The organism is Streptomyces coffeae, assembly GCF_016741875.1.
Classification (GTDB): domain Bacteria; phylum Actinomycetota; class Actinomycetes; order Streptomycetales; family Streptomycetaceae; genus Streptomyces; species Streptomyces coffeae.
The window spans coordinates 18,165-37,021 of record NZ_JAERRF010000046.1 but is presented as its reverse complement, the minus strand read 5'-3'; the positions used below and the strand labels follow the sequence as shown (position 1 = coordinate 37,021).

Genomic DNA, 18,857 nt, shown 5'->3' with positions numbered 1-18,857 from the left:
CGGAGCACCGGGGGGACGGGATGCGTCGGGAGTCGTTCTGCGGGGTTGCCGGGCCGGTGGACCGGCCCCGGGGGAGGTCAGGCCGCCGCAGTGCGCTGACGGGTCACCAGGGCGGTGATGCTCCGCACGTCGCGGAAGTTCTCCGGGTTGACCTCCATCGCGGGGATCTTGACACCGACCGCGACCCGTATGTGGCCGATGAGCTGAGCGGTGTTCAGCGAGTTGAGGACGCCCCACTCGAGCAGCGGGCTGGTCTCCTCGAGCTCGCCCTTGTGGTCTCCGCCCAGGAACCGCTCGCGAATGTAGGCGCTGATGGACTCACGGATCTCGGACTCGGTCATCGGGTTCCCTTTCGTGGTGGGAGGGGGTGGGGCAGCGGTGCCGCCGGTCGCCGACCTGGCGGGCAGGCAGCGGTCGGTAGAGCGCGCGTCGTGGTCCCGCCCGCCTGCGGACGTGGCGGGCGGGACGGCCGGCGGGCACGGTCAGGAGTCGGACTCCTCGAGGCCGGCAGCGAGCCGCCTGCGGTCGGTCTTGCCGTTGGCGGTACGGGGCAGGTCGGCGACGATGCGGACGTCGTCGGCGAGCATGTAGCGCGGCAGTTGGCGGGAGGCGTGGGCTTTGAGGCCGAGCACGCCGGGCTCGCGGCCCTGCGCGGGCACGACGAACGCCGTCAGCCGGGCGTCCATGCCGGTGCCGGTGACCACGACCGCGGCCTCGGCCACGTCCTCGTTCAGCGCGAGAACGGCCTCGATCTCGCCGAGTTCGATCCGGTGGCCGCGCACCTTCACCATGTGGTCGCGCCGACCGACGTAGGCGTAGGAACCGTCGGGCAGCTCGCGCACCAGGTCACCGGTGCGGTACGGGCCGTCGCCATGCGGTTCGCGGCCCCAGTAGCCGAGCATGACGGTGGGTCCGTCGACGAGTAGTTCGCCCTCCTCGCCCGGTGCCGCGCGGCCGCCGTCGGGCGCCTCGGCCCAGACCCGGTCGCCGCTGACGGCCCGCCCGATCGGTAGCGGGCAGTCGCTGTCCAGGTCGGCGGGGGTGACCTCGTGGGCGGTGCACACGTTGGTCTCGGTCGGGCCGTAAAGGTTGAGCAGCCGACGTCCCGGGGCCTGCGCGGCGAGCGCCTTGACCTGCGCGATCGGGAAGGGTTCACCGGCGAACAGGATGGTGCGCAACGCCTCGGGCGCGGGCCGCTCCAGGAGTCCTCCGTCGCGCATCATCAGCGTCAGCGCGGAGGGCACGGAGTACCAGATGGTGATCCGCTGCTCGTGCACGAAATCCACCAACTGAGCTGGTGCATAAGCAAGTTCTTGCGGGATCAGGTGGACGCTGGCACCGGCCGAGAAGGCCGCGTACAGGTCGAGCACCGAGAGGTCGAAGCCGAATGGCGCATGGCTGGAGAAGCGGTCGTCGGCGGTGGGCTTGAGTTCGTCGACCGCCCAGTTCACGAAGGCGCGGGCGTTGCGGTGGCTGATGCAGACGCCCTTGGGGGTGCCGGTCGAGCCGGAGGTGTAGAGGATGTAGGCGAGGTCGTCCGGGCGTACGGCGGCGTCGACCGGGGCGGGGGCCGGGTCGGGCTCCTGGGAGAGGTCCGCGCACGGGATCCCGCCGTCGAGCTCGGCCACCGTCGTGGCCAGGCGTGCGCCGTCGACGAGCACCGCCGCCGCGGCGCAGTCCCGGGCCATGGTCGCCACCCGGGCCACCGGCAGCGAACCGTCGGCCGGCACGTACGCGGCGCCAAGCCGCAGCACCGCCTGCATGCCGGCCACGACCGCGGCCGATTTGGCGGCGTACAGCACGACCCGGTCGCCCGGCCGGACGCCGAGGTCGCGCAGCCGGTGCGCCAACGCGTTGGCGGTGCGGTCGAGTTCGGCGTAGGTCAGCTCGGCGTCGGGGCCGGCGACGGCAAGCCGGCCGGGGATGGCGCGGGCGGCTTCGATGACCGGCCGGTGCAGGGCGTCAGGGGCGCTGAGGGATTGGGGCGGCCGACTGCTCACAGTCCCAGCTCCCTGGCTATGAGTTCCTTCTGGATCTCCGAGGTACCGGAGAAGAGTGTGGTCGGTACGGAGTCGCGCAGTTGGCGCTCGATGCCGACGTGGCGCAGGTAGCCCTCGCCGCCGAAGATCTGGATCGCGTCCAGGCTGTTGGCCACCGCGGCCTCCGAGACGGCCAGCTTGGACAGGGCGACCGCGGAGGTGTACTCGCGCTCCTGGTCCATCAGCCAGCAAGCGCGGTAGAGCAGCAGCCGCGCGCTCTCCAGGCGCTGTTTCATGCCGGCGATACGGTGCGAGACGGACTGGAACTCGGCGATGCGGCGCCCGAACTGCCTGCGGCTGTCGGCGCGTCGGACGCACTCCTCGAGCTGGCGATTCATCATGCCGAGGTAGCCGCCGAACAGGCAGGCGCGCTCCCAGCCCATGGAGTGCTGGAAGATGGCACTGCCCTGGCCCTCGGCGCCGAGCCGGTACTCGGCCGGCACATGGCAGTCACGGAATGACACCCGGCCGGCCGGGCAGCCGGCGAGCCCCATCTTGTCGAACAGCGGCCCCGCGTCGGCGCCGGGCAGCTCCGCGGGTACAGCGAAGGCGGACACTCCGAGGAATCCGGCCTTCGGTGCGGTGACCGCGTAGGTGACGAACAGGTCGGCGAGCGGCGCGTTGCTGGCGAATGACTTGTCGCCGTGCAGGATGTAGTCGTCGCCGGTGCGCTGGGCGGTCATGGCCAGGGGGCCGACGTCGGATCCGGCCTCGTCCTCGGTCATCGCGTTCGCCGCGATCAGGTCGCCGCGGGCCATGCCGGTGAGCAGTTCGCCGCGTACCTCGGCCTGGGCGTGGTCACGGACCGGTACCGCGCAGGCGAGCAGGTGGGCGGAGACGGCAAAGACGAGTCCGGTCTCGGGGCAGCCCTGTCCGAACGCCTCCAGACACAGCGCGGTGTCCAAGGCACCGAGGCCGCCGCCACCGTATTCGGTGGGCAGGCACAGACCAGTGAGTCCTATGTCCGCGGCGGTTTTCCACTGAGCGCGGGTGAAATGCTGCCCGTCCGGCGTGTTCGAGGATCCGAGCCGGGTACGGACTTCACCCAGAATGTCATCGAAGAATTTCCGCTGCTTTTCGGTGAGATCGAAATCCACGGGGCCCGGCACCCTTCGTTTGCACTCGGACAGAAAGTTCCGTGTTGAAGCATGCTCACATTAGGCCGGGTAACCGGACCGCGTCAGCCCCTAGGTCCGCACCCCTAGGCCCCTATGGAACTCCTCCCCTGGAAGCCCGGTGTTTGCACAGGTAAGGGGTGCTTATTCGGGGGTTGTGGCAGCCGTCAGGGAGTCTTTAGAGTCCGTCTCCTGCAAGCCTTTGGAACACCCATCGTTCGGGACGGAGCACCATGGCAAAAACGCCCTCGGAGACGATCCGCGCTCTTTACGGCGCGTTCAACTCGAATGACCCGGAGACACTGCGGAAGGTCATCGCGCCGGACGTCATCGCCCATCTCCCCGGCACCTCCGCCGACGCCGAGCACCCGCCGGGCACGCCTCGCGACCGCGAGGGCTGGCTCGGGGTGTGGCAGTTCACCCAGGCGCTTTTCCCGGATATGCGGGCCGAGGTCCAGGAGATCGTGGAGACCGGTGACACAGTGGCCACCCGGTGCGTGGCGCGCGGCACCCACTCGGTGGAATTCATGGGGGCGCCGCCGAGCGGCAAAGAGTTCGAGATGACGATGCTCAACATGAGCCGGGTGGTGGACGGGAAGATCGTCGAGCACTGGACGATCAGCGACAACGCCACCATGCTGGCCCAGATCGGTATCAAGCTCGGCCTCTGAGTCCGCCGAAGGTTCGTCACGGCGCGGCAGCCGGGCGGATGCCGCCCGGCCCTGTGCATCGGCCCCCGTGACCCGGCTCCAGCGGAGCCAGGTCACGGGGAGACGATGGCTCGGCCGGATGGGCGGGCGCGCTACAGGCCGACCGGGATCTGGTCCCGCCGGGAGATGTGCAGCTTCTGGTACACGCGGGTGAGGTGTTGCTCGACCGTGCTGATGGTGATGTTGAGCCGTTGCGAGATCTCGCGGTTGCTGTGTCCGCGGGCGGCGAGTTCGGCGACCCTGCGTTCGGCCCGGGTCACCTTGCCCGGTGCCGGCGCGGTCGGCTCCTCGTCCTTGAGCACGGAGCGCTCCCGGGCGGCCAGGGCGCCGATGCGTCCGTCCCGTTCCAGCCGCCGACACAGTGGTTGGGCCCCGCACTCCCGGGCCAGGTGCCAGGCGCGACGGCGGGCGATGTCGGCGCGGTTCGGGCTGCCGGCGCTCTCGTGCGCGTCGGCGAGGTCGGCGAAGGTCTTGGCCAGCTCCAGCCGGTCACCCGTGTCGTGCAGTAACTCCACGGCCTGGCCGAGTAATCGGGGACGGTCGGCGACCGGGGCGAGGGCGGCCTTCAGGCGCAGGGCGATGCCTCGGCTGCGGCCGTTGCTCGGCAGCTTCTTTCCCTCCTGCTGGGCCAGCAGCTCGGACGCCTGTTCCGGCTCGTTCAGGCGGATCCAGGCTTCGGCCGCGTCGGTGCACCACGACACCATGAGCGGGTAGTCGATGCCGAGGCGGCGGGCGATCTTGCCGATGCGCAGGAAGTCGGAGAGCGCGGCGTGCGGCCGGTCGGTGGCCAGACGCAGGCAGCCGCGGGCGCGGAGGTAGCCGAGCCAGTAGATGCTCTTCTCCCAGTCCGCGGGCACCGGCAGGTCGAACAGCCGGGTGGCCTCCTCGAGTGCTCCCATCTCGGTGTAGATCACGCTGAGAACCGCGTGCGCGCCGCAGACGAGGACGCTCCAGGTGCGCTCCGGCAGCACGCTCTGGGCCAATTCGATGCACGACAGCGCGTCAGCCAGGCTGCCCTGACGTACCGCCACCATCCCCTGTATCACCGCGAACACCGCTGCCCAGCCCGGGCAGCGCCGTCGCTGGGCCTCCTTGACGAGCTGCTCGCACCAGTGCCACGCCGAGTCCAGGCAGTCCGCGAACAGCAGCGCCTTGATGGCGCTGCACAGCGGGCCCACAGTGGAGTCGGTGAGCGGGGTGACCTTGAGGAAGTTCTCCGCGGCCGACACCCACTCCCTCGGGTCGTGAGTGAGCAGCGTCTCCGCGGAACTCTTCAGCCGCGGCACCCCGGGAACGCGCGCGTCCGCGCCGTCGGGTGCCGCGCCGGGCGCCCTGACGGGAGCCTCGTCAGGGAACTCCAGTGCGTGGAAGCCGTAGCGCACCCACATCCAGGCGACATCCGGGGTGATCTCGCTCTCGGCCTCCGGGGCGCCGTGCTGCTGGTGCAGCGCCTCCAAGGCGTCCTCGATGCGGCCGTGGGCGATCAGGAGCCGTACCAGAGCGCTGACGGCGGCGGGGGAAAGGCGCCCGGCCTGCATCGAGGCGATGAGTTCCGGCAGGTACCGGGACTCCACGGCGGCCGGGTCGACGCGCCAGGTGATCAGGCTGAGCCGCAGCAGGATCTCGATCCGCTGTTCGTCGTCCGGGGAGTTCTCCAGGGCGAGTTCGAGCAGGTCGATGGCTCGGCCCGCATCGTCCTCGGTGAGTGCCTCCTCCGCCGCGTGCCGCAGGATGACTCGCTGCCAGGGCTCGGCACCGCAGCGCCCGAACAGCAGTTGCGTCGCGACAACCGGGGACGGCAGGCCCGCCTCATACAATGCGGTGGCCGCCGTGCGGTGCAGCCCCTCGCGGACCGCGGGGGCCATGTCGGCCAGCACGGTGGCGCGGGCGGCCTGGTGCCGGTAGCTCAGGCCGTCGATGATGCCGGCGCCACGCAGCGCCTGGATGTGGCGATCGAGCTGTGCCGAGGGACGGCCGCTGACCCGCGCGAGCAGTTCGCGGGTGGCGGCCTCCCCGAGAACCGCGAGGATGTGCCCCAGTTGCAGGGCCACCCCTCCGCTGCGGTACAGACAGGTGAGCACGGCCTGTCCATACATCCCGCCTTCCATGGGCTGTGGTTCGGTGACCGCGTCGGCCCCGGCGTCGTCCCGGCCGCTGCACTCCTCGATCAGGGCGCGCAGGAGCAGTGGGTTGCCGGCGCTGATGCGGTGTATCCGGTCGACGACCGTGCCTGCGTGCCAGCCCCCGATCCGGCCGTCGATCATCTCGGCGACGCCCTTCTTGTCCAGCGGGCCGAGGCGGATGCGCAGCGAGTCGGACTGCCGCAGCAGTTCCGTCTTGATCACCGGGTCACGGTGCGGGAGATGGAGGCTCTCGGCGAAGACCAGCAGGGTCCGCGGGACGCGGCCGGCCGCCTGGAAGAGACCGAACAGCGAGGCCTGGTCGGTGTCCTGGGCGTCGTCCACATAGATCACCACCGGCCCCTGCCGCGACAAGGCGCGCAGTGCATCGGACAGGTGCCATGCCGGGTCGGCCGCGGCTTCCTCGGGCTGTATCCCGGACGGGAGCTGGACTCTGAGTTGGTCGAGCACGGTCATGTGCGTCTCCGCGTCCGCACCCATGCCGCGCGCGCCCAGCACGGTGGTGCCCGCTTCCGCCGCGTACTCGGCGAAAGCGGCCAGCAGGGCGCTCTTGCCGCAGCCGACTCCACCCTCCACGACGATCGTCCGCGACCGGATGCCGGAACACTCAGCCAGCGCCGCTTTCAGGTGACCGAGTTCCTCATCGCGATGGACAAGCAACATCCCTAAACCATCCCCCCGTGAGCAGCAAAGCGATCCTTACGGTTTTGGGGCGCGACTATGGGCCCGCGCCACGCTCGAGCACATCGGTACCTGGCGAGACACCGCCAGGAATGCCACACAATGACTTATTTCACAGTACGTCGACAAAAAGGAAAGTTACCGACGAATAACCCGCAGCAGCGGGCAAGCAGGAATATTCGGCCAGACCGAATAAAACTCGGACATCCATGACATGCACTCCCCGTTGTGCAACCTGTCCGCCATAACCCGGCGTTGACACTATCGCGCGAGCGACTCGCCCAAATAGATCACGTATCCTGGAGTGTACGGGTTCACTCTCAGACCTGTCCTCTGTGGCGAGGCGGATGAGCCGTTTGCACAAGCACATGGCGGCGGCAAGTCCGAGGGAATGCCAGGCAGTTGCGGGGATTGCGCTCGTAAGCGTGGTTGCGTCTGCGGTAGCCGGACAGCCAGGACATCGTGCGCTCGATCACCCACCTGCAACGCCCTGATCGTTCGCCGGACTCGATGCCTTTGCGGGCAATCCGCACGCCGATCCGTTTGCCGCGGAGCCAATGGGGGTCGTGTCTCGTTCGGTGACCGGCCACCATCGGCTTCAGCCCTTCGCTGTCATGGGTGTTCGCGGCGGAGACGCCGACGACCAGGGGCAGTCCGTTCGCGTCCGGATGTGCATCGTGGAACCCGGCCTGCCCCGCCGGTCCACGGGGCCCGGACCCGGACCTGTGTGTTCGCCCCCTTTCCGCCCTGACGTGGGCGGAGTCGAGGACGATACGGGAGACATCGATCAGACCGGCGTCGTCGAGCCGGTGCAGGACAGCCTCATGCAGCCGGCCCCACACACCCGCTGTGGACCAGATCAGAAACCGACGGTGGGCGGTTGACTTCGACACGCCGAAGCACGGTGGCAGGGCTCGCCACACACACCCGCTGACCAGTACGTAGACGATGGCCGCGAACAGCGTCTCATCAGGCGTGTCCTGCGTTCCGCCACCCTGCGGCCGCGCCTTCGGCAAAGGAATCAGCGGCTTCGCGATCTCCCACAACCCGTCCGGAACAATCCAACTCCACCTACCCCGCCCCATGAACAGTCCAACGACAAACACCACATCGGACACGGTCTGAGTCAGAGTGGGAGGTGGCGCCACTCCGAGGCTGCGCGGGCGACCGAACAGACCCCGAGCGGCGCACCAGCCTCCCCCACCTACCGAGGAGTCACCGCTTGATGCGGGGATCAGAACCTACAGGATGTTGTAGTAGCTGTAGCAGGTGTAGGCCAAGCCCGCCGTGCGGTGGGCATTGGAGACGAGGCCGGGTTTCACCGGACCACTGGTGCCCCAGACGCCGGCGATCTTCACCTTGGACGAGTGCCGCTTCGACCCATGCAAGTAGTTCGAGTAGCAGTACTTGCCGCTCGTAGTGGTGTTCCAGCCGTAACACCACTTGCCACCACTGGCAGGGACGCAGGCCTCGGAGTCCGGCCTGACGGAGCCCGCCGAAGCGTCCATCTCGATCTTCACCACACCCCATTCAGAGGGGTTACCCAGCTCTGCGGGCGGCTTCGTGCCGTCACCGCGCTTATGGGTGGTGACCTGACCAACTCCGGAACCATCCGCGGCCACGACAGTGCCGTCCGCGGTAGCGGTCGCAGTCCGAGGGCCGTTTGCGGCGGCCGGCGCAGCGAGGCTGCATACTGCGAGTGCCGCGCTCACGAAGCCGAGAGCTATCGATCTACCGGATATCCTCATGAGCACACGTGCCTCCCGTGTTGTCCACATTCCGCAGTCTTTCCACTCGATGTCCGCCTGAGGGCGTTGGCGGGCACGCCGCTGGCAGATTTCCAGCGCGTCACGCCCCGCTCCAGGCAGCCCGGGGCAGCTGCCTCAGCCCGGCAGGTACCTCAACAGACTGCCGGGCCACCACCGGGAGGTCGTTAGCAGGCAGTGCACAGCGCTTCGCAATGCGTCTCGGACCGGATACCGAGTGCCCGACGGCGGGAATCCTGAGTGACATGCCGTAATGGGCGCGGAAGCCACGGGTGAAGTCGACAGCACGGGCAGGTGACTGACCTCGGTGCCATCGAGGCCGGCGTCCCCGGTCATGAAAGCGCTCAAACGGCTGCCCCGGTGGCGGACCCGAGCGCGGGCCTCGCGTATCGCGGTCAGAGCCCGCCCGCCGTCCGCAGCGAGCCGGTCGATGAGCCGCGAGACCGTCGGGTCGGAGACCACCGGGCCGAACAGGCCCGGCTCGGCCGGACAACGGCTGGGTGACAAGCCGCTGCAGGCACTGTTCGAGCGGCGCTGCGGCCCGCCGGCCACGGCGAGGACCTAAGGTGCGTTCCCTTTCGGGCCGCGGCTGGTCGCCTGGGACGGCACCGCACCAGACGTGCCCGAAACCTCCGCCCGTGCCACGGAGTTCGACTTCACCGGCAGGGGCGGGATCAACCGGAGCGGTCACCCGCAGGTCCACCTGATGGCCTTGATCGAATGCGGGACACACGCCGTCATCGACGCGGCCTTCAACTCGGTGGCCGGTTCAGCGAGCACAAGCCCGCCCGGTACCTTCCGACCTCTCTGCGGCCGGGCATGCTGCCGCTGGCGGACCGTAACTTCGCCGGTCATGCCCTGTGGCGTCTGGTGGAGGCGACCGGCTGTCACCTGGGCACGGCGGATCAAGAAAAACCTCGGCCTGCCCCCGCTGTGGATCCTGCCCGAGGGCTCGTACGTGTCCGTCATGCCCACTCCCGCCGAGAAGCGTCGACTGGGCGACGTCCGCTTCCACGGACGCACCGCGGCCGGGCTGCCCGACGGCCACCTGGCCACCGTCGCGCTACACGTCGCCCGGCTCACCGTCCCACCACGGCTTCGGACGGGCCGTCAGTTGCTGCGCCGGTACGGGTTGCCCAACCCGTATTCAGTAATTACAGTCACTACTGAAACTTATGGAACGTAGCGCCGCCTACAGAACTAGTACTGCTCAGCAACAGTCAGCCCGATGCACGGAAGGTGCGGTGAGACGGCGATGGCGTCGATGCCCGAGGACGACAACGGGGACGCCCACGCCTCCGACGTCGAGACGTGGGTGGAGCAGGTAGCCACCTACTTCATGCAGCAGTCCGGCTGGCCCCCGATCATGGGCCGGGCCCTGGCCTGGCTCATGATCAGCGATCCGCCGGAGCAGAACGCGGCGCAGATCGCGGCCGGCATCCATGCCAGCCGCGCCTCGCTCACCGGCACGCTGCGCCTGCTCAGCGAGGCCCGGATGGTGCAGGCCGTGACCCGAAGCGGGGACCGCGCCACGTACTACCGCCTCGCCGCGGACGCCTGGGCCACGATGGTCCGCCGACGCCTGGAGGGCATCGCGTCGTTCGTCGACATCACCGAGAACGGGCTGACCCTCTTCCCGGCGGGGGCCGGGTCCGCCGACCGCCTGCGTGAGGCGCACCAGGTCTTCGAATGGCTCAACAACGAGGCAGAACCCATGTTGAAGCGCTGGATCGAGGACCGGAACGCCCGAACCGACGGACACCACAACGTAAGGAGTGAAGAAAGTGAGTAGGGACTCGCGCCGCTGGTGGGCACTGGCGGCTATCGGGCTGAGCCTGCTGACCGTCAGCGTCGACGCCACGGTGCTCAACGTGGCGCTGCCGACCCTCGGCAGCGACCTGCAAGCGTCCACCCGCGACCTGCAATGGTTCGCCGACGCCTTCACGCTTGCCATGGCCGCACTGTTATTGCCCGCCGGACTGCTCGGTGACCGGTTCGGCCGCAAGCGGCTGCTGCTCGCGGCGCTGGCATTGTTCGGCGGCGCGTCCGTATGGTGCGCCTACTCCGACTCGTCGGGCATGCTGATCACCGCGCGGACGGTGCTCGGCATCAGCGCGGCCTTCCTCGTACCCCTGTGCACCTCCGTCCTCCTCGACGTCTTCGAGAGCAAGGAGGAGCGCGCCAAGGCGATCGGTGTCATCGCCGTCTCCCAGTCGCTCGGACTCCCGCTCGGTCCGATCATCGGCGGCGCCCTGCTCAATCACTTCTGGTGGGGCTCGGTCTTCCTGGTCAACGTTCCCCTGATCGCCCTCGCCTTCGTCGCGGTGGCGTTCCTGGTGCCCGACTCCCGTGGTGCACAGGGTAGTTCCATCGACTTCTTCGGTGTCCTGATCTCCACGCTCGGCCTGGTGGGCATCGTCTACGGTGCGATCGAGGCCGGCGAAACGAGTTGGGGTGACGCCGCGGCACTGGTCCCGCTGCTCGGCGGCGCACTGCTCCTGGCGCTGTTCGTGCTGTGGGAGATGCGGATCACCCGGGCCGGGAACCCGCTGATCGACCTGTCCCTGTTCCGGCTGAGCGGCTTCGTGTGGGGCTCGATCCTCGGCACCGTCGTCAGCTTCGCGATGTTCGGCCTGCTGTTCGCACTGCCCCAGTACTTCCAGGCGCTCAACGGCACCGACGCGCTCGGCACCGGACTGCGGCTTCTGCCGCTCATCGGCGGCGTTCTGGTGAGCGCCGCGTTGGTCAACAAGCTCGCCCCGGAGGCGGCCCCGCGTGCGGTGCCGGCACTCGGCTTCCTGCTCGTCGCGGGCGGCCTGTTCCTGGGCACCCGCACTGAGCTCTCCTCCGGCTACGGCTACGTGTCGGTCTGGCTGGTCCTGGTCGGCCTCGGCCTCGGCCTCGCCATGACCCGCACCATGGCGGCCTCCGTCAACGCGCTGTCCCAGGAGTCGTCAGGCGTCGGTTCGGCACTGGTCTCCGCGCTGCGCCAGGTGGGCGGTTCCGTCGGCGTGGCCGTCCTCGGTACGGTCGCCTCCTCGGCGTACCGCTCGCACCTGAAGCTGCCCGACGTGCCGCCGGAGGCAGACGAACTGGCCCGGCGCAGCGTCTCGGGCGGCCTGCGCGTGGGCGAGACCATGCAGAGCACGAAGGTCGTGCACGCGGTGCAGGACTCCTTCATGACCGCGATGCAGACCCTGCTGGGGGTGTGCGGCGCGATCGCGGTGGTGGCCGCCCTGCTCGCCCTGCTCTTCATGCCCAAGCGGTCCCAGGCCAAGGCCGAGACCCCGAAGGGTGACGACGACGCCGTCCCGCTCTCCGCCCTCTGACTCGAACCGTATCCGCCACCCTCGTCGGGAACCGGCCCGCAATGGGCTGCGCAACGGGTCGGCGGCATCGGATCGGTCACTAGGCGTCGGAGCCCTTACCCGAAGGCCGCTGCGACGCCGGCGCGGGTGGCGTACCGCTGCTTCCAGGCGTCAGTCCGTTGGGCCTGGCTCCGGTGCGGGCGCCGGCGTCGCATACCTCGGCCAGATGGATCTTGTACCTGCTCCCGTCGCAGGCCCGTTTAAATGCTGTAACGGGCAGCCTGATGCACAGCAACGCGCACGACGCGGTGACCGGCAGGCGCCTCGGCAGACACTTCGCCCGAGGCGCCACCCGATCACCGCGTCATGGCGTCCGCCGCGGGTCAGCGCGGAACGACGGTCCGGAACCCCTGTCCGGACTTGCGCCCCAGACAACCGTCAGCCACCAGATTCTGCAGCAGCGGCGGTGCAGCGAAGTCGGGCGTCACGAACTCCTCGTGCAAGCGCTTCATAATGGCGAGCGAGACGTCCAGGCCGATGGCATCAAGCAGCCGGAACGGGCCCATCGGGAAACCGTGTCCCCGCTCCACCGCCGCGTCGATCTCCTCTATATCGGCGTGCGGGCGGTCCAGCAGCCGGATCGCGTCGGCGAGATACGGGAAGAGCAGATAGTTGACGATGAAGCCGGCGCGGTCGTGGCAGACGATGGCCGTTTTGTTCAGCCGCGCGCACAATGCGCGGGCTGCCGCTAGGGTCTGCTCGCTCGTCGCCGGCGTTCGCACGAGCTCCACCAGCTTCATCATCGGCGCGGGGTTGAAGAAGTGGAGTCCCAGGACCTGGGAGGCGCGGCCGGAGGAACTCGCGCAGTCCGCCACGGACAGACTGGATGTGGTGGTCGCCAGCAACGCCCGCTGCGGGCACATCTGCCCGAGCCTGGTGAAAACGGACCGCTTGAGGCCGGTCTCCTCCGCGACGGCCTCGATCACCAGATCACAGTCACCGAATGCCGCCAGGTCCTGCTCGCTCTGCAGCAGGCCGAGCGCCGCGTCCTTCTGGGCCGGACTTGTCCTGCCCTTCCGCACCGCCCTGCCGAGCGACTCCGCCACGACTTCCCGCGCGCGGTCAGCCTTCGCCCGGCTCCGTGCCACGAGCATCGTGGGGAGGCCGGCCGTCACGGCAACTTCGGCGATGCCGCAGGCCATGATGCCCGAACCCAGCACGCCCACCCGCTTGATGTGCCGGACGCCGTTCAACCCGTCATCGTCACCGTCACCGTTGCGCGGTGCGGGAACGATGCGCGCACCGAGCTCGTCGTAGGAGTGGAAACCCCTGCCGATGGCCCGGCCGCCGGAGGCGGCGCCCGCCGACTTCTCCAGCAGGGCGGCTGGACGGAACGCCTCATTGCCCGTGCGTGCGTGCAGCTCCTGCAGGGAGGACCTGACAGTCTCCCAACCGATGCGGTCCAACATCTCGAAAGGCCCGGCGGGCAGGCCGCAGCCCAGCCGCAGGGCGGTGTCGATGCTGTCCTGATCGGCGTATCCGAGGTCCAGCAGAGTCACGGCGCGGTTGAGGAACGCGTAGACGAGCTCGTTGGCATCGGTCGCGGGAGCCGCGCCGAACGTCGTCTGCTCGAGGCCCAGACCCGTAAGCAGTTCGTCGAGTGCCCTCACGGCGACAGCACTGCTCATCGCCGTCCGGACCACTTCCACGGAGCCACCCGGCCGGGGTGGTGCCAGCAGGCGCAGTCCAAGTGTCCGGGCCGACCGGCCGGAGACGACCGCGAGGTGGATGAGCGGCAGACTCGACGTGGTGGTGACCACCACTGTGCTCGGTTTGCAGACGGCGTCGATCTCCCGCAGCAGTCGCTTCTTGACCGCGAGGTTCTCGGGTGCCGCCTCCACGACCACGTCCGCTCTGCCCAGCAGGGCGACATCGTTGCTCAGCGTGATGTCGTCGGCGGGCCGGGCCTCATGCCCGGCCGACCCAGCCGCCTCCAGCCTCTCCTTGACCCGGGCCAGCACATCGAGGTCGGAGTCGATCCCGATGACCTCGTACCCGCTGCTGTGCAGCATGCGCAGCAAGGGTTCCCCCACACTGCCCAGACCGGCCACCCCGACGACCGGGGGGCACGCCTCCTGCTCCATGTCGTTTCCCTTTCCCCTGAGTGTGTGCTCGTGGACACCCGCAGGGATGACCGCGGGAGTTGGTCGATGCATGCGCCGGGTTCAGCTCCTGGCATCCCGGAAGCGGTTGATGGCATCGATGTGCTGGGCGCGCTTGGCGTGGTCGCGCACGCCCAGGCCCTCCTCGGGAGCCAGGCACAGCACGCCGACCTTGCCCTGGTGGGCGTTGCGTTGCACGTCGCGGGCGGCCTGGCCGGTCTCCTCGAGGGAGTACACCTTCGACAACGTCGGGTGGATCTTGCCCTTGGCGATCAGGCGGTTGGCCTCCCACGCCTCGCGGTAGTTGGCGAAGTGCGTCCCGATGATCCGCTTCAGGGACATCCACAGATAGCGGTTGTCGTACTCGTGGCGGTAGCCGGAGGTCGAGGCGCAGGTGACGATCGTGCCGCCCTTGCGGGTGACGTACACGGAGGCGCCGAAGGTCTCCCGGCCGGGGTGCTCGAAGACGATGTCCACGTCCTCGCCGCCGGTCAGTTCACGGATCCGCTTGCCGAACCGCTTCCACTCGCGCGGGTCCTGCTCGTGCTCGTCCTTCCAGAACCGGTAGCCCTCGGCGGTGCGGTCGATGATCGCCTCGGCGCCCATGGACCGGCAGATGTCCGCTTTGCGCTCGCTGGAGACGACACAGATCGGGTTGGCCCCGCCGGCGAGCGCGAACTGGGTGGCGTACGAGCCGAGGCCGCCGCTGGCGCCCCAGATCAGGACGTTGTCCCCCTGCTTCATGCCGGCGCCGTTGCGGGAGACCAGTTGGCGGTAGGCGGTGGAGTTGACCAGGCCGGGGGCCGCGGCCTCCTCCCAGCTCAGGTGGTCGGGCTTGGGCATGAGCTGGTTGGACTTCACCAGGGCGATCTCGGCGAGGCCGCCGAAGTTGGTCTCGAAGCCCCAGATGCGCTGCTCGGGGTCGAGCATCGTGTCGTTGTGGCCGTCGGAGGACTCCAGCTCGACCGAGAGGCAGTGCGCGACGACCTCGTCGCCGGGCTTCCAGGAGTTGACGCCGGGGCCGGTGCGCAGGACCACGCCGGCCAGGTCGGAGCCGATGATGTGGTAGGGCAGGTTGTGGCGCTTGGCCAGCTCGGTCGTGCGGCCGTAGCGCTCGAGGAACGTGAACGTGGAGAGCGGCTCGAAGATCGACGACCAGACGGTGTTGTAGTTGACCGAGGAGGCCATCACGGCCACCAGGGCCTCGCCCGGGCCGAGTTCGGGCACCGGCACCTCGTCCACATGGAGCGACTTGCGCGGGTCCTTGTCCACCGTGGCCATGCCTTCGAACATGTCTGCTTCGTTCTTGTGCAGCACTACAGCCCGGCAGCTTTCCGGAAGCCGAAGAGCAGTGAAGTCCTGGGAAGTTGCACCGCCGGACAGGATGGCGTTGATGATGTCCTTCACGTAACTTCCCTCGCGTGTCGCGGACGTAGGAAACACCTCTCTCCAGCCGGTTCGCCGAAGAGCATGAATGTGCACTCGCCGCAGCAGCGTAAGGAGGAGAAATGACGGAGGAAACCCCTACCTCCCGCCACTGCCAAGATAGGGGGCGAAATAGGGGTTGCCGCCCCCAGCCCCGTTGCGCCAAGTCATTTTCGGTCATGCGACCGTCGCGGACCCGGTACGTGCAATGAAGCCGACCGAGGTACGCATTTCACTGTTTCCGCGGGAGGAAAAGCTGTACGACAATAACGAACAGCTTGATCCAGGCGGGAGAAAACGCATAAAGCCACCCACGAGCGAACTCTGGATACGGCGGTTCACCCCGTCACAGAACCGGAGATCCGACTGATCTGCTTTCGCACGTCGGTGGCTCCGCGAGTTTTCATCATCCCTTTTCAAAAGAATTCCCACCCCGGGTGGAGGCACTGGCCGTGCAGTACCCGAGCCGGCAGGACCGTCGTGCAGAGGGGTGTGCCACCGACCTGGCTGACCTCGCAGACCGGATCGGCGAGGCGCTGACGCCATGGACCGACCGGCCCTTCGCCCTGTTCGGGCACAGCATGGGGGCCACGCCGGCGTACGAGGTTCGAAGCGGTAGGAGGCGCTTGAGCCGGCACCCCGGCGCTCGACGGTGGCCACCGTACGGCCGTCGGGGCTGAGCTGTACCGCGGACAGAGGACGGGACCGCCGGGCGGGAATCACGGACCCCGCGACGTCCAGACAGTGGACGGTGGCATCTTCGAGGTAGCGCAGAACGCCACGCCTCGGGTCCCGGGCGAGCCCTGAGGGTGCTGGTTGTCGAGTGAGTGCCCGGAAGACGGGGATCGTGGGGGACGCCAGACGCCATACCCTGATCGCTGCCGCGTCGGAAGTGGCCGGCCCCGAACTCGACCCGCCACGCTTGCGCGGCACTACTGCCTGGCCTTGATCTGCGACACGTTCTGCCGGTGTCCCGCCCAAGAACCGGCGAGAAAGCGCGGCAACTCCGCTGTCGGACGTGTGGGCCAAAACCATCAGCGGACACTCGGGCGCGAACGCCCAGCCGGCGCCACTGCGCCACCCCTGTCAGTGACCAGCAAGACCCAATCCAAGGCCCTGACCAGCACTCTCGCAGAAGCCCTTCCGTCTGGCAGAAGCTGCCTTGCACGGCGGCCGCAGCCGTCGCGAACCTACTTCCAACCATGGAACGTGGGGCGCCGACGCCCCGCTCTCAGGGACGGGAACGCCATGCCTCACATCACTGCCTTCGCCAGGAACCAGTGGTACGTCGCCGCCTACAGCCATGAGGTCGGGCGCGAGTTGCTCGGCCGGACGATCCTCGGTGAAACCCTCGTCCTCTACCGCACGGAGGAAGACGGGACACCGGTCGTCCTGCACGACCGCTGTGTGCACCGCCGCTACCCGCTGTCCGAGGCCCCGACCCGCCTCGACGGCGACCGGGTCGTGTGCGGGTACCACGGGTTCACGTACGACACGACCGGTGAGTGCGTGTACGTGCCGGGGCAGAAACGCATTCCGCGGACAGCCCGTGTGGCCTCGTACCCAGTGGTCGAGCAGGACTCACTGATCTGGGTGTGGATCGGTGACCCGGCGCTCGCCGATCCCCGGAGCATCCCGCGGGCCAGGCACCTCGACTCCCCCGGCTGGGTCACCGTGCGCGGCATGGAGCCCATCGACTGCGACTATGGCCTGCTCGTCGACAACCTCCTGGACCTCTCCCACGAGACCTACCTCCACGGCGGTTACATCGGCACCCCCGAGGTCGCCGAGAGGCCGATCACCACCGAGGTCGACGAGGGCGCCGGCATCGTGCGAGTCAGCCGGCACATGGACGATGCCGAGTGCCCGCCGTTCTACGCCACATCGACCGGCATCGAGGGCCGCATCACCCGCTGGCAGGACATCGAGTACCACGCCCCGTGCCTGTACCTGCTGCACAGCCGCGTCGCTCCGATCGGCGTGGTGCCCGAGCCGGACGGCAGCGACCCGAACGGCTTCCACACCGAGATCACGTACGCCATCACGCCGTCCGGCGACGGCAAGGTGTACGACTTCTGGGCGGTCTCGCGGGACTGGGCCACGGACGACGACAAGGTCACCGAGTTCCTGCGCGGCAACAACCACACCGTCGTCATGCAGGATGTCACCGCCCTGAACCTGATGCAGAAGACGCTCGGCACCGAGCGGACCGGCTACCAGGAGCTGAGCATCAACATCGACATGGGCGGCCTGGCCGCCCGCCGCATCCTCGCCCGGCTGGTCGAGGAGGGCGCGAAGCCGACGGAGAAGGTCCAGTGAGTTCACCGACCGGTGAGATCTACCGCATCGACTGGCTGCCGGGCACCGACGTCCTGCACGGCACCTGTCACTGCGGCCGCGAGCACACCGCGAAAGACCCGGTGGAGATGTGGGAGTGGATGCTCGCCCACCCCCAGGGACACCAGCTACAGGGGAACGAGCCGCAAGGAAACAGCTCATGACCGCGTACGAAGCCGAACTGGTCGTTGACCGCAGGGAGTTCGCCGCCGACGGCGTGCTCGCCCTCACCCTGCGCCATCCGCTGGGCGATCAGCTCCCGGCGTGGGAGCCGGGCGCCCACATCGACGTCGTGCTCGGGCCCGGCCTGGAACGGCAGTACTCGCTGTGCGGCGATCCGGCGGACCGGACGCAGTGGCGGATCGCCGTACTGCGGGAGCCCGACGGACGGGGCGGATCCGTCCATGTGCACGAGCGGTTGAGCCAGGGCGACCAGGTCCGGGTGCGCGGTCCGCGCAATCACTTCCGGCTGGAGCCCGCTCCCCGCTACCGGTTCATCGCGGGCGGCATCGGCATCACCCCGATCCTGCCGATGCTGGCCGCGGCCGAGGCGGTGGGCGCCGAGTGGACGCTGCTGTACGGCGGGCGCAGCCGTCAATCCATGGCGTTCACAAAGGAGTTGGGGCTGTACGGCGACCGGGTCACGATCGCCCCGCAGGACGAGACCGGCCTGCTTGACCTGGCCTCGGTCCTGGGCGACGTACCCAAAAGCACGCTCGTCTACTGCTGTGGTCCCGGTCCACTGCTCGACGCCGTCGAGGAGCGGGCCCCGTCCGGGGTGCTGCACGTCGAGCGGTTCCAGGCGAAGGAGCAACCCGTAGGCGAGGACGGAGAGTTCGAGGTCGAGCTGGCACGGAGCGGTCTGACGCTCATCGTGGCGCCGGACGTATCCGTGCTGGACACGGTGCGGGCGGCCGGTGTCGAGGTGCTCTACTCATGCGCCGAGGGCACCTGCGGGACCTGTGAGACCGACGTCCTCGACGGCACCCCGGAGCACCGGGACTCCGTGCTCACGCAGGAGGAGCAGGAGAACGGCGAGACGATGATGATCTGCGTGTCCCGGTGCCGGGGGCGGCGACTGGTGCTGGATGTGTGATCCTGAGGTCGGCCGCGGACCGCTTCGACGGCTCGCTGTCGATGTGTGGTCTGGTTCTGGGCGGCGCTGCCAACTGG

At 68.7% G+C, this 18,857-nt stretch carries 15 protein-coding genes; 7 read left to right on the top strand and 8 right to left on the bottom strand.

Annotated elements, in window-relative coordinates; genetic code table 11:
- Positions 1–77 precede the first annotated feature (77 nt).
- The 3 genes from JK363_RS38940 to JK363_RS38930 all read right to left on the bottom strand — a co-directional run bounded on the left by JK363_RS38940 (position 78) and on the right by JK363_RS38930 (position 3,136).
- Positions 78–341, bottom strand: a complete 264-nt coding sequence (locus JK363_RS38940) for an acyl carrier protein (protein WP_201882934.1) — start codon at positions 339–341, stop codon at positions 78–80.
- Between the two features lie 141 nt (positions 342–482).
- Complete coding sequence (locus tag JK363_RS38935; protein ID WP_307822053.1) at positions 483–2,000, bottom strand: amino acid adenylation domain-containing protein; 1,518 nt, start codon at positions 1,998–2,000, stop codon at positions 483–485.
- The gene (locus tag JK363_RS38930) at positions 1,997–3,136 is read right to left on the bottom strand and encodes an acyl-CoA dehydrogenase family protein (protein WP_201882932.1); all 1,140 of its coding nucleotides are present in this window, start codon (positions 3,134–3,136) and stop codon (positions 1,997–1,999) included. The genes JK363_RS38935 and JK363_RS38930 overlap by 4 nt, the downstream gene beginning before the upstream one ends.
- A gap of 251 nt (positions 3,137–3,387) precedes the next feature.
- Between JK363_RS38930 and JK363_RS38925 the strand changes: the two genes are divergently transcribed.
- Entirely contained in the window at positions 3,388–3,825 is a 438-nt protein-coding gene (locus JK363_RS38925; protein ID WP_201882926.1) for an ester cyclase, read from the top strand.
- Between the two features lie 131 nt (positions 3,826–3,956).
- Here the strand turns inward: JK363_RS38925 and JK363_RS38920 are convergent, their stop codons facing one another.
- From JK363_RS38920 to JK363_RS43400, 3 genes are all read right to left on the bottom strand, one after another.
- Positions 3,957–6,668, bottom strand: coding sequence for a helix-turn-helix transcriptional regulator (locus JK363_RS38920; protein ID WP_201882925.1), 2,712 nt, complete (start codon positions 6,666–6,668; stop codon positions 3,957–3,959).
- 338 nt (positions 6,669–7,006) lie between these two features.
- On the bottom strand, positions 7,007–7,804 hold the full coding sequence (locus JK363_RS38915; protein ID WP_307822052.1) for an IS5 family transposase: 798 nt from the start codon (positions 7,802–7,804) through the stop codon (positions 7,007–7,009).
- Positions 7,805–7,927: 123 nt separating this feature from the next.
- Entirely contained in the window at positions 7,928–8,308 is a 381-nt protein-coding gene (locus JK363_RS43400; protein WP_307822051.1) for a lactococcin 972 family bacteriocin, read from the bottom strand.
- Positions 8,309–9,707: 1,399 nt separating this feature from the next.
- Here JK363_RS43400 and JK363_RS38905 point away from each other — a divergent pair.
- The gene (locus JK363_RS38905; protein ID WP_201882918.1) at positions 9,708–10,244 is read left to right on the top strand and encodes a GbsR/MarR family transcriptional regulator; all 537 of its coding nucleotides are present in this window, start codon (positions 9,708–9,710) and stop codon (positions 10,242–10,244) included.
- Positions 10,237–11,781: a DHA2 family efflux MFS transporter permease subunit gene (locus JK363_RS38900; protein WP_201882916.1), complete on the top strand. Its 1,545-nt coding sequence runs from the start codon at positions 10,237–10,239 to the stop codon at positions 11,779–11,781. The genes JK363_RS38905 and JK363_RS38900 overlap by 8 nt, the downstream gene beginning before the upstream one ends.
- Before the next feature lie 362 nt (positions 11,782–12,143).
- Here JK363_RS38900 and JK363_RS38895 read toward each other — a convergent pair whose 3' ends face one another.
- Both JK363_RS38895 and ccrA read right to left on the bottom strand, forming a co-directional pair.
- Positions 12,144–13,904 carry a 3-hydroxyacyl-CoA dehydrogenase family protein gene (locus JK363_RS38895; protein ID WP_201882914.1) on the bottom strand — a complete coding sequence of 587 codons (1,761 nt, stop codon included), beginning with the start codon at positions 13,902–13,904 and terminating at the stop codon, positions 12,144–12,146.
- 81 nt (positions 13,905–13,985) lie between these two features.
- A complete protein-coding gene (ccrA, locus tag JK363_RS38890) occupies positions 13,986–15,329 on the bottom strand; it encodes a crotonyl-CoA carboxylase/reductase (protein ID WP_201882912.1) in 1,344 nt (447 codons plus the stop codon).
- A gap of 455 nt (positions 15,330–15,784) precedes the next feature.
- Here ccrA and JK363_RS38885 point away from each other — a divergent pair, with 455 nt between their 5' ends.
- The 4 genes from JK363_RS38885 (at position 15,785) to JK363_RS38870 (ending at position 18,780) form a co-directional block, all read left to right on the top strand.
- Positions 15,785–16,027, top strand: a complete 243-nt coding sequence (locus JK363_RS38885; RefSeq protein WP_372444939.1) for a thioesterase II family protein — start codon at positions 15,785–15,787, stop codon at positions 16,025–16,027.
- Between the two features lie 568 nt (positions 16,028–16,595).
- The gene (locus JK363_RS38880) at positions 16,596–17,666 is read left to right on the top strand and encodes an aromatic ring-hydroxylating dioxygenase subunit alpha (protein ID WP_201882906.1); all 1,071 of its coding nucleotides are present in this window, start codon (positions 16,596–16,598) and stop codon (positions 17,664–17,666) included.
- Positions 17,663–17,848 (top strand): hypothetical protein, encoded by a 186-nt coding sequence (locus tag JK363_RS38875; protein WP_201882904.1) that lies wholly within the window; start codon positions 17,663–17,665, stop codon positions 17,846–17,848. Before JK363_RS38880 ends, JK363_RS38875 begins: the two co-directional genes overlap by 4 nt.
- Positions 17,845–18,780 (top strand): PDR/VanB family oxidoreductase, encoded by a 936-nt coding sequence (locus tag JK363_RS38870; protein WP_201882902.1) that lies wholly within the window; start codon positions 17,845–17,847, stop codon positions 18,778–18,780. Before JK363_RS38875 ends, JK363_RS38870 begins: the two co-directional genes overlap by 4 nt.
- Positions 18,781–18,857: the final 77 nt, after the last annotated feature.

Excerpts from the sequence above, each read along its gene's own strand:
- JK363_RS38940 (WP_201882934.1), bottom strand. The coding sequence starts at position 341 with ATGACCGAGTCCGAGATCCGTGAGTCCATCAGCGCCTACATTCGCGAG.
- JK363_RS38920 (WP_201882925.1), bottom strand. The coding sequence starts at position 6,668 with ATGTTGCTTGTCCATCGCGATGAGGAACTCGGTCACCTGAAAGCGGCG.
- JK363_RS38905 (WP_201882918.1), top strand. The coding sequence starts at position 9,708 with ATGGCGTCGATGCCCGAGGACGACAACGGGGACGCCCACGCCTCCGAC.
- JK363_RS38880 (WP_201882906.1), top strand. The coding sequence starts at position 16,596 with ATGCCTCACATCACTGCCTTCGCCAGGAACCAGTGGTACGTCGCCGCC.
- JK363_RS38895 (WP_201882914.1), bottom strand. The coding sequence starts at position 13,904 with ATGGAGCAGGAGGCGTGCCCCCCGGTCGTCGGGGTGGCCGGTCTGGGC.
- JK363_RS38870 (WP_201882902.1), top strand. The coding sequence starts at position 17,845 with ATGACCGCGTACGAAGCCGAACTGGTCGTTGACCGCAGGGAGTTCGCC.
- JK363_RS38925 (WP_201882926.1), top strand. The coding sequence starts at position 3,388 with ATGGCAAAAACGCCCTCGGAGACGATCCGCGCTCTTTACGGCGCGTTC.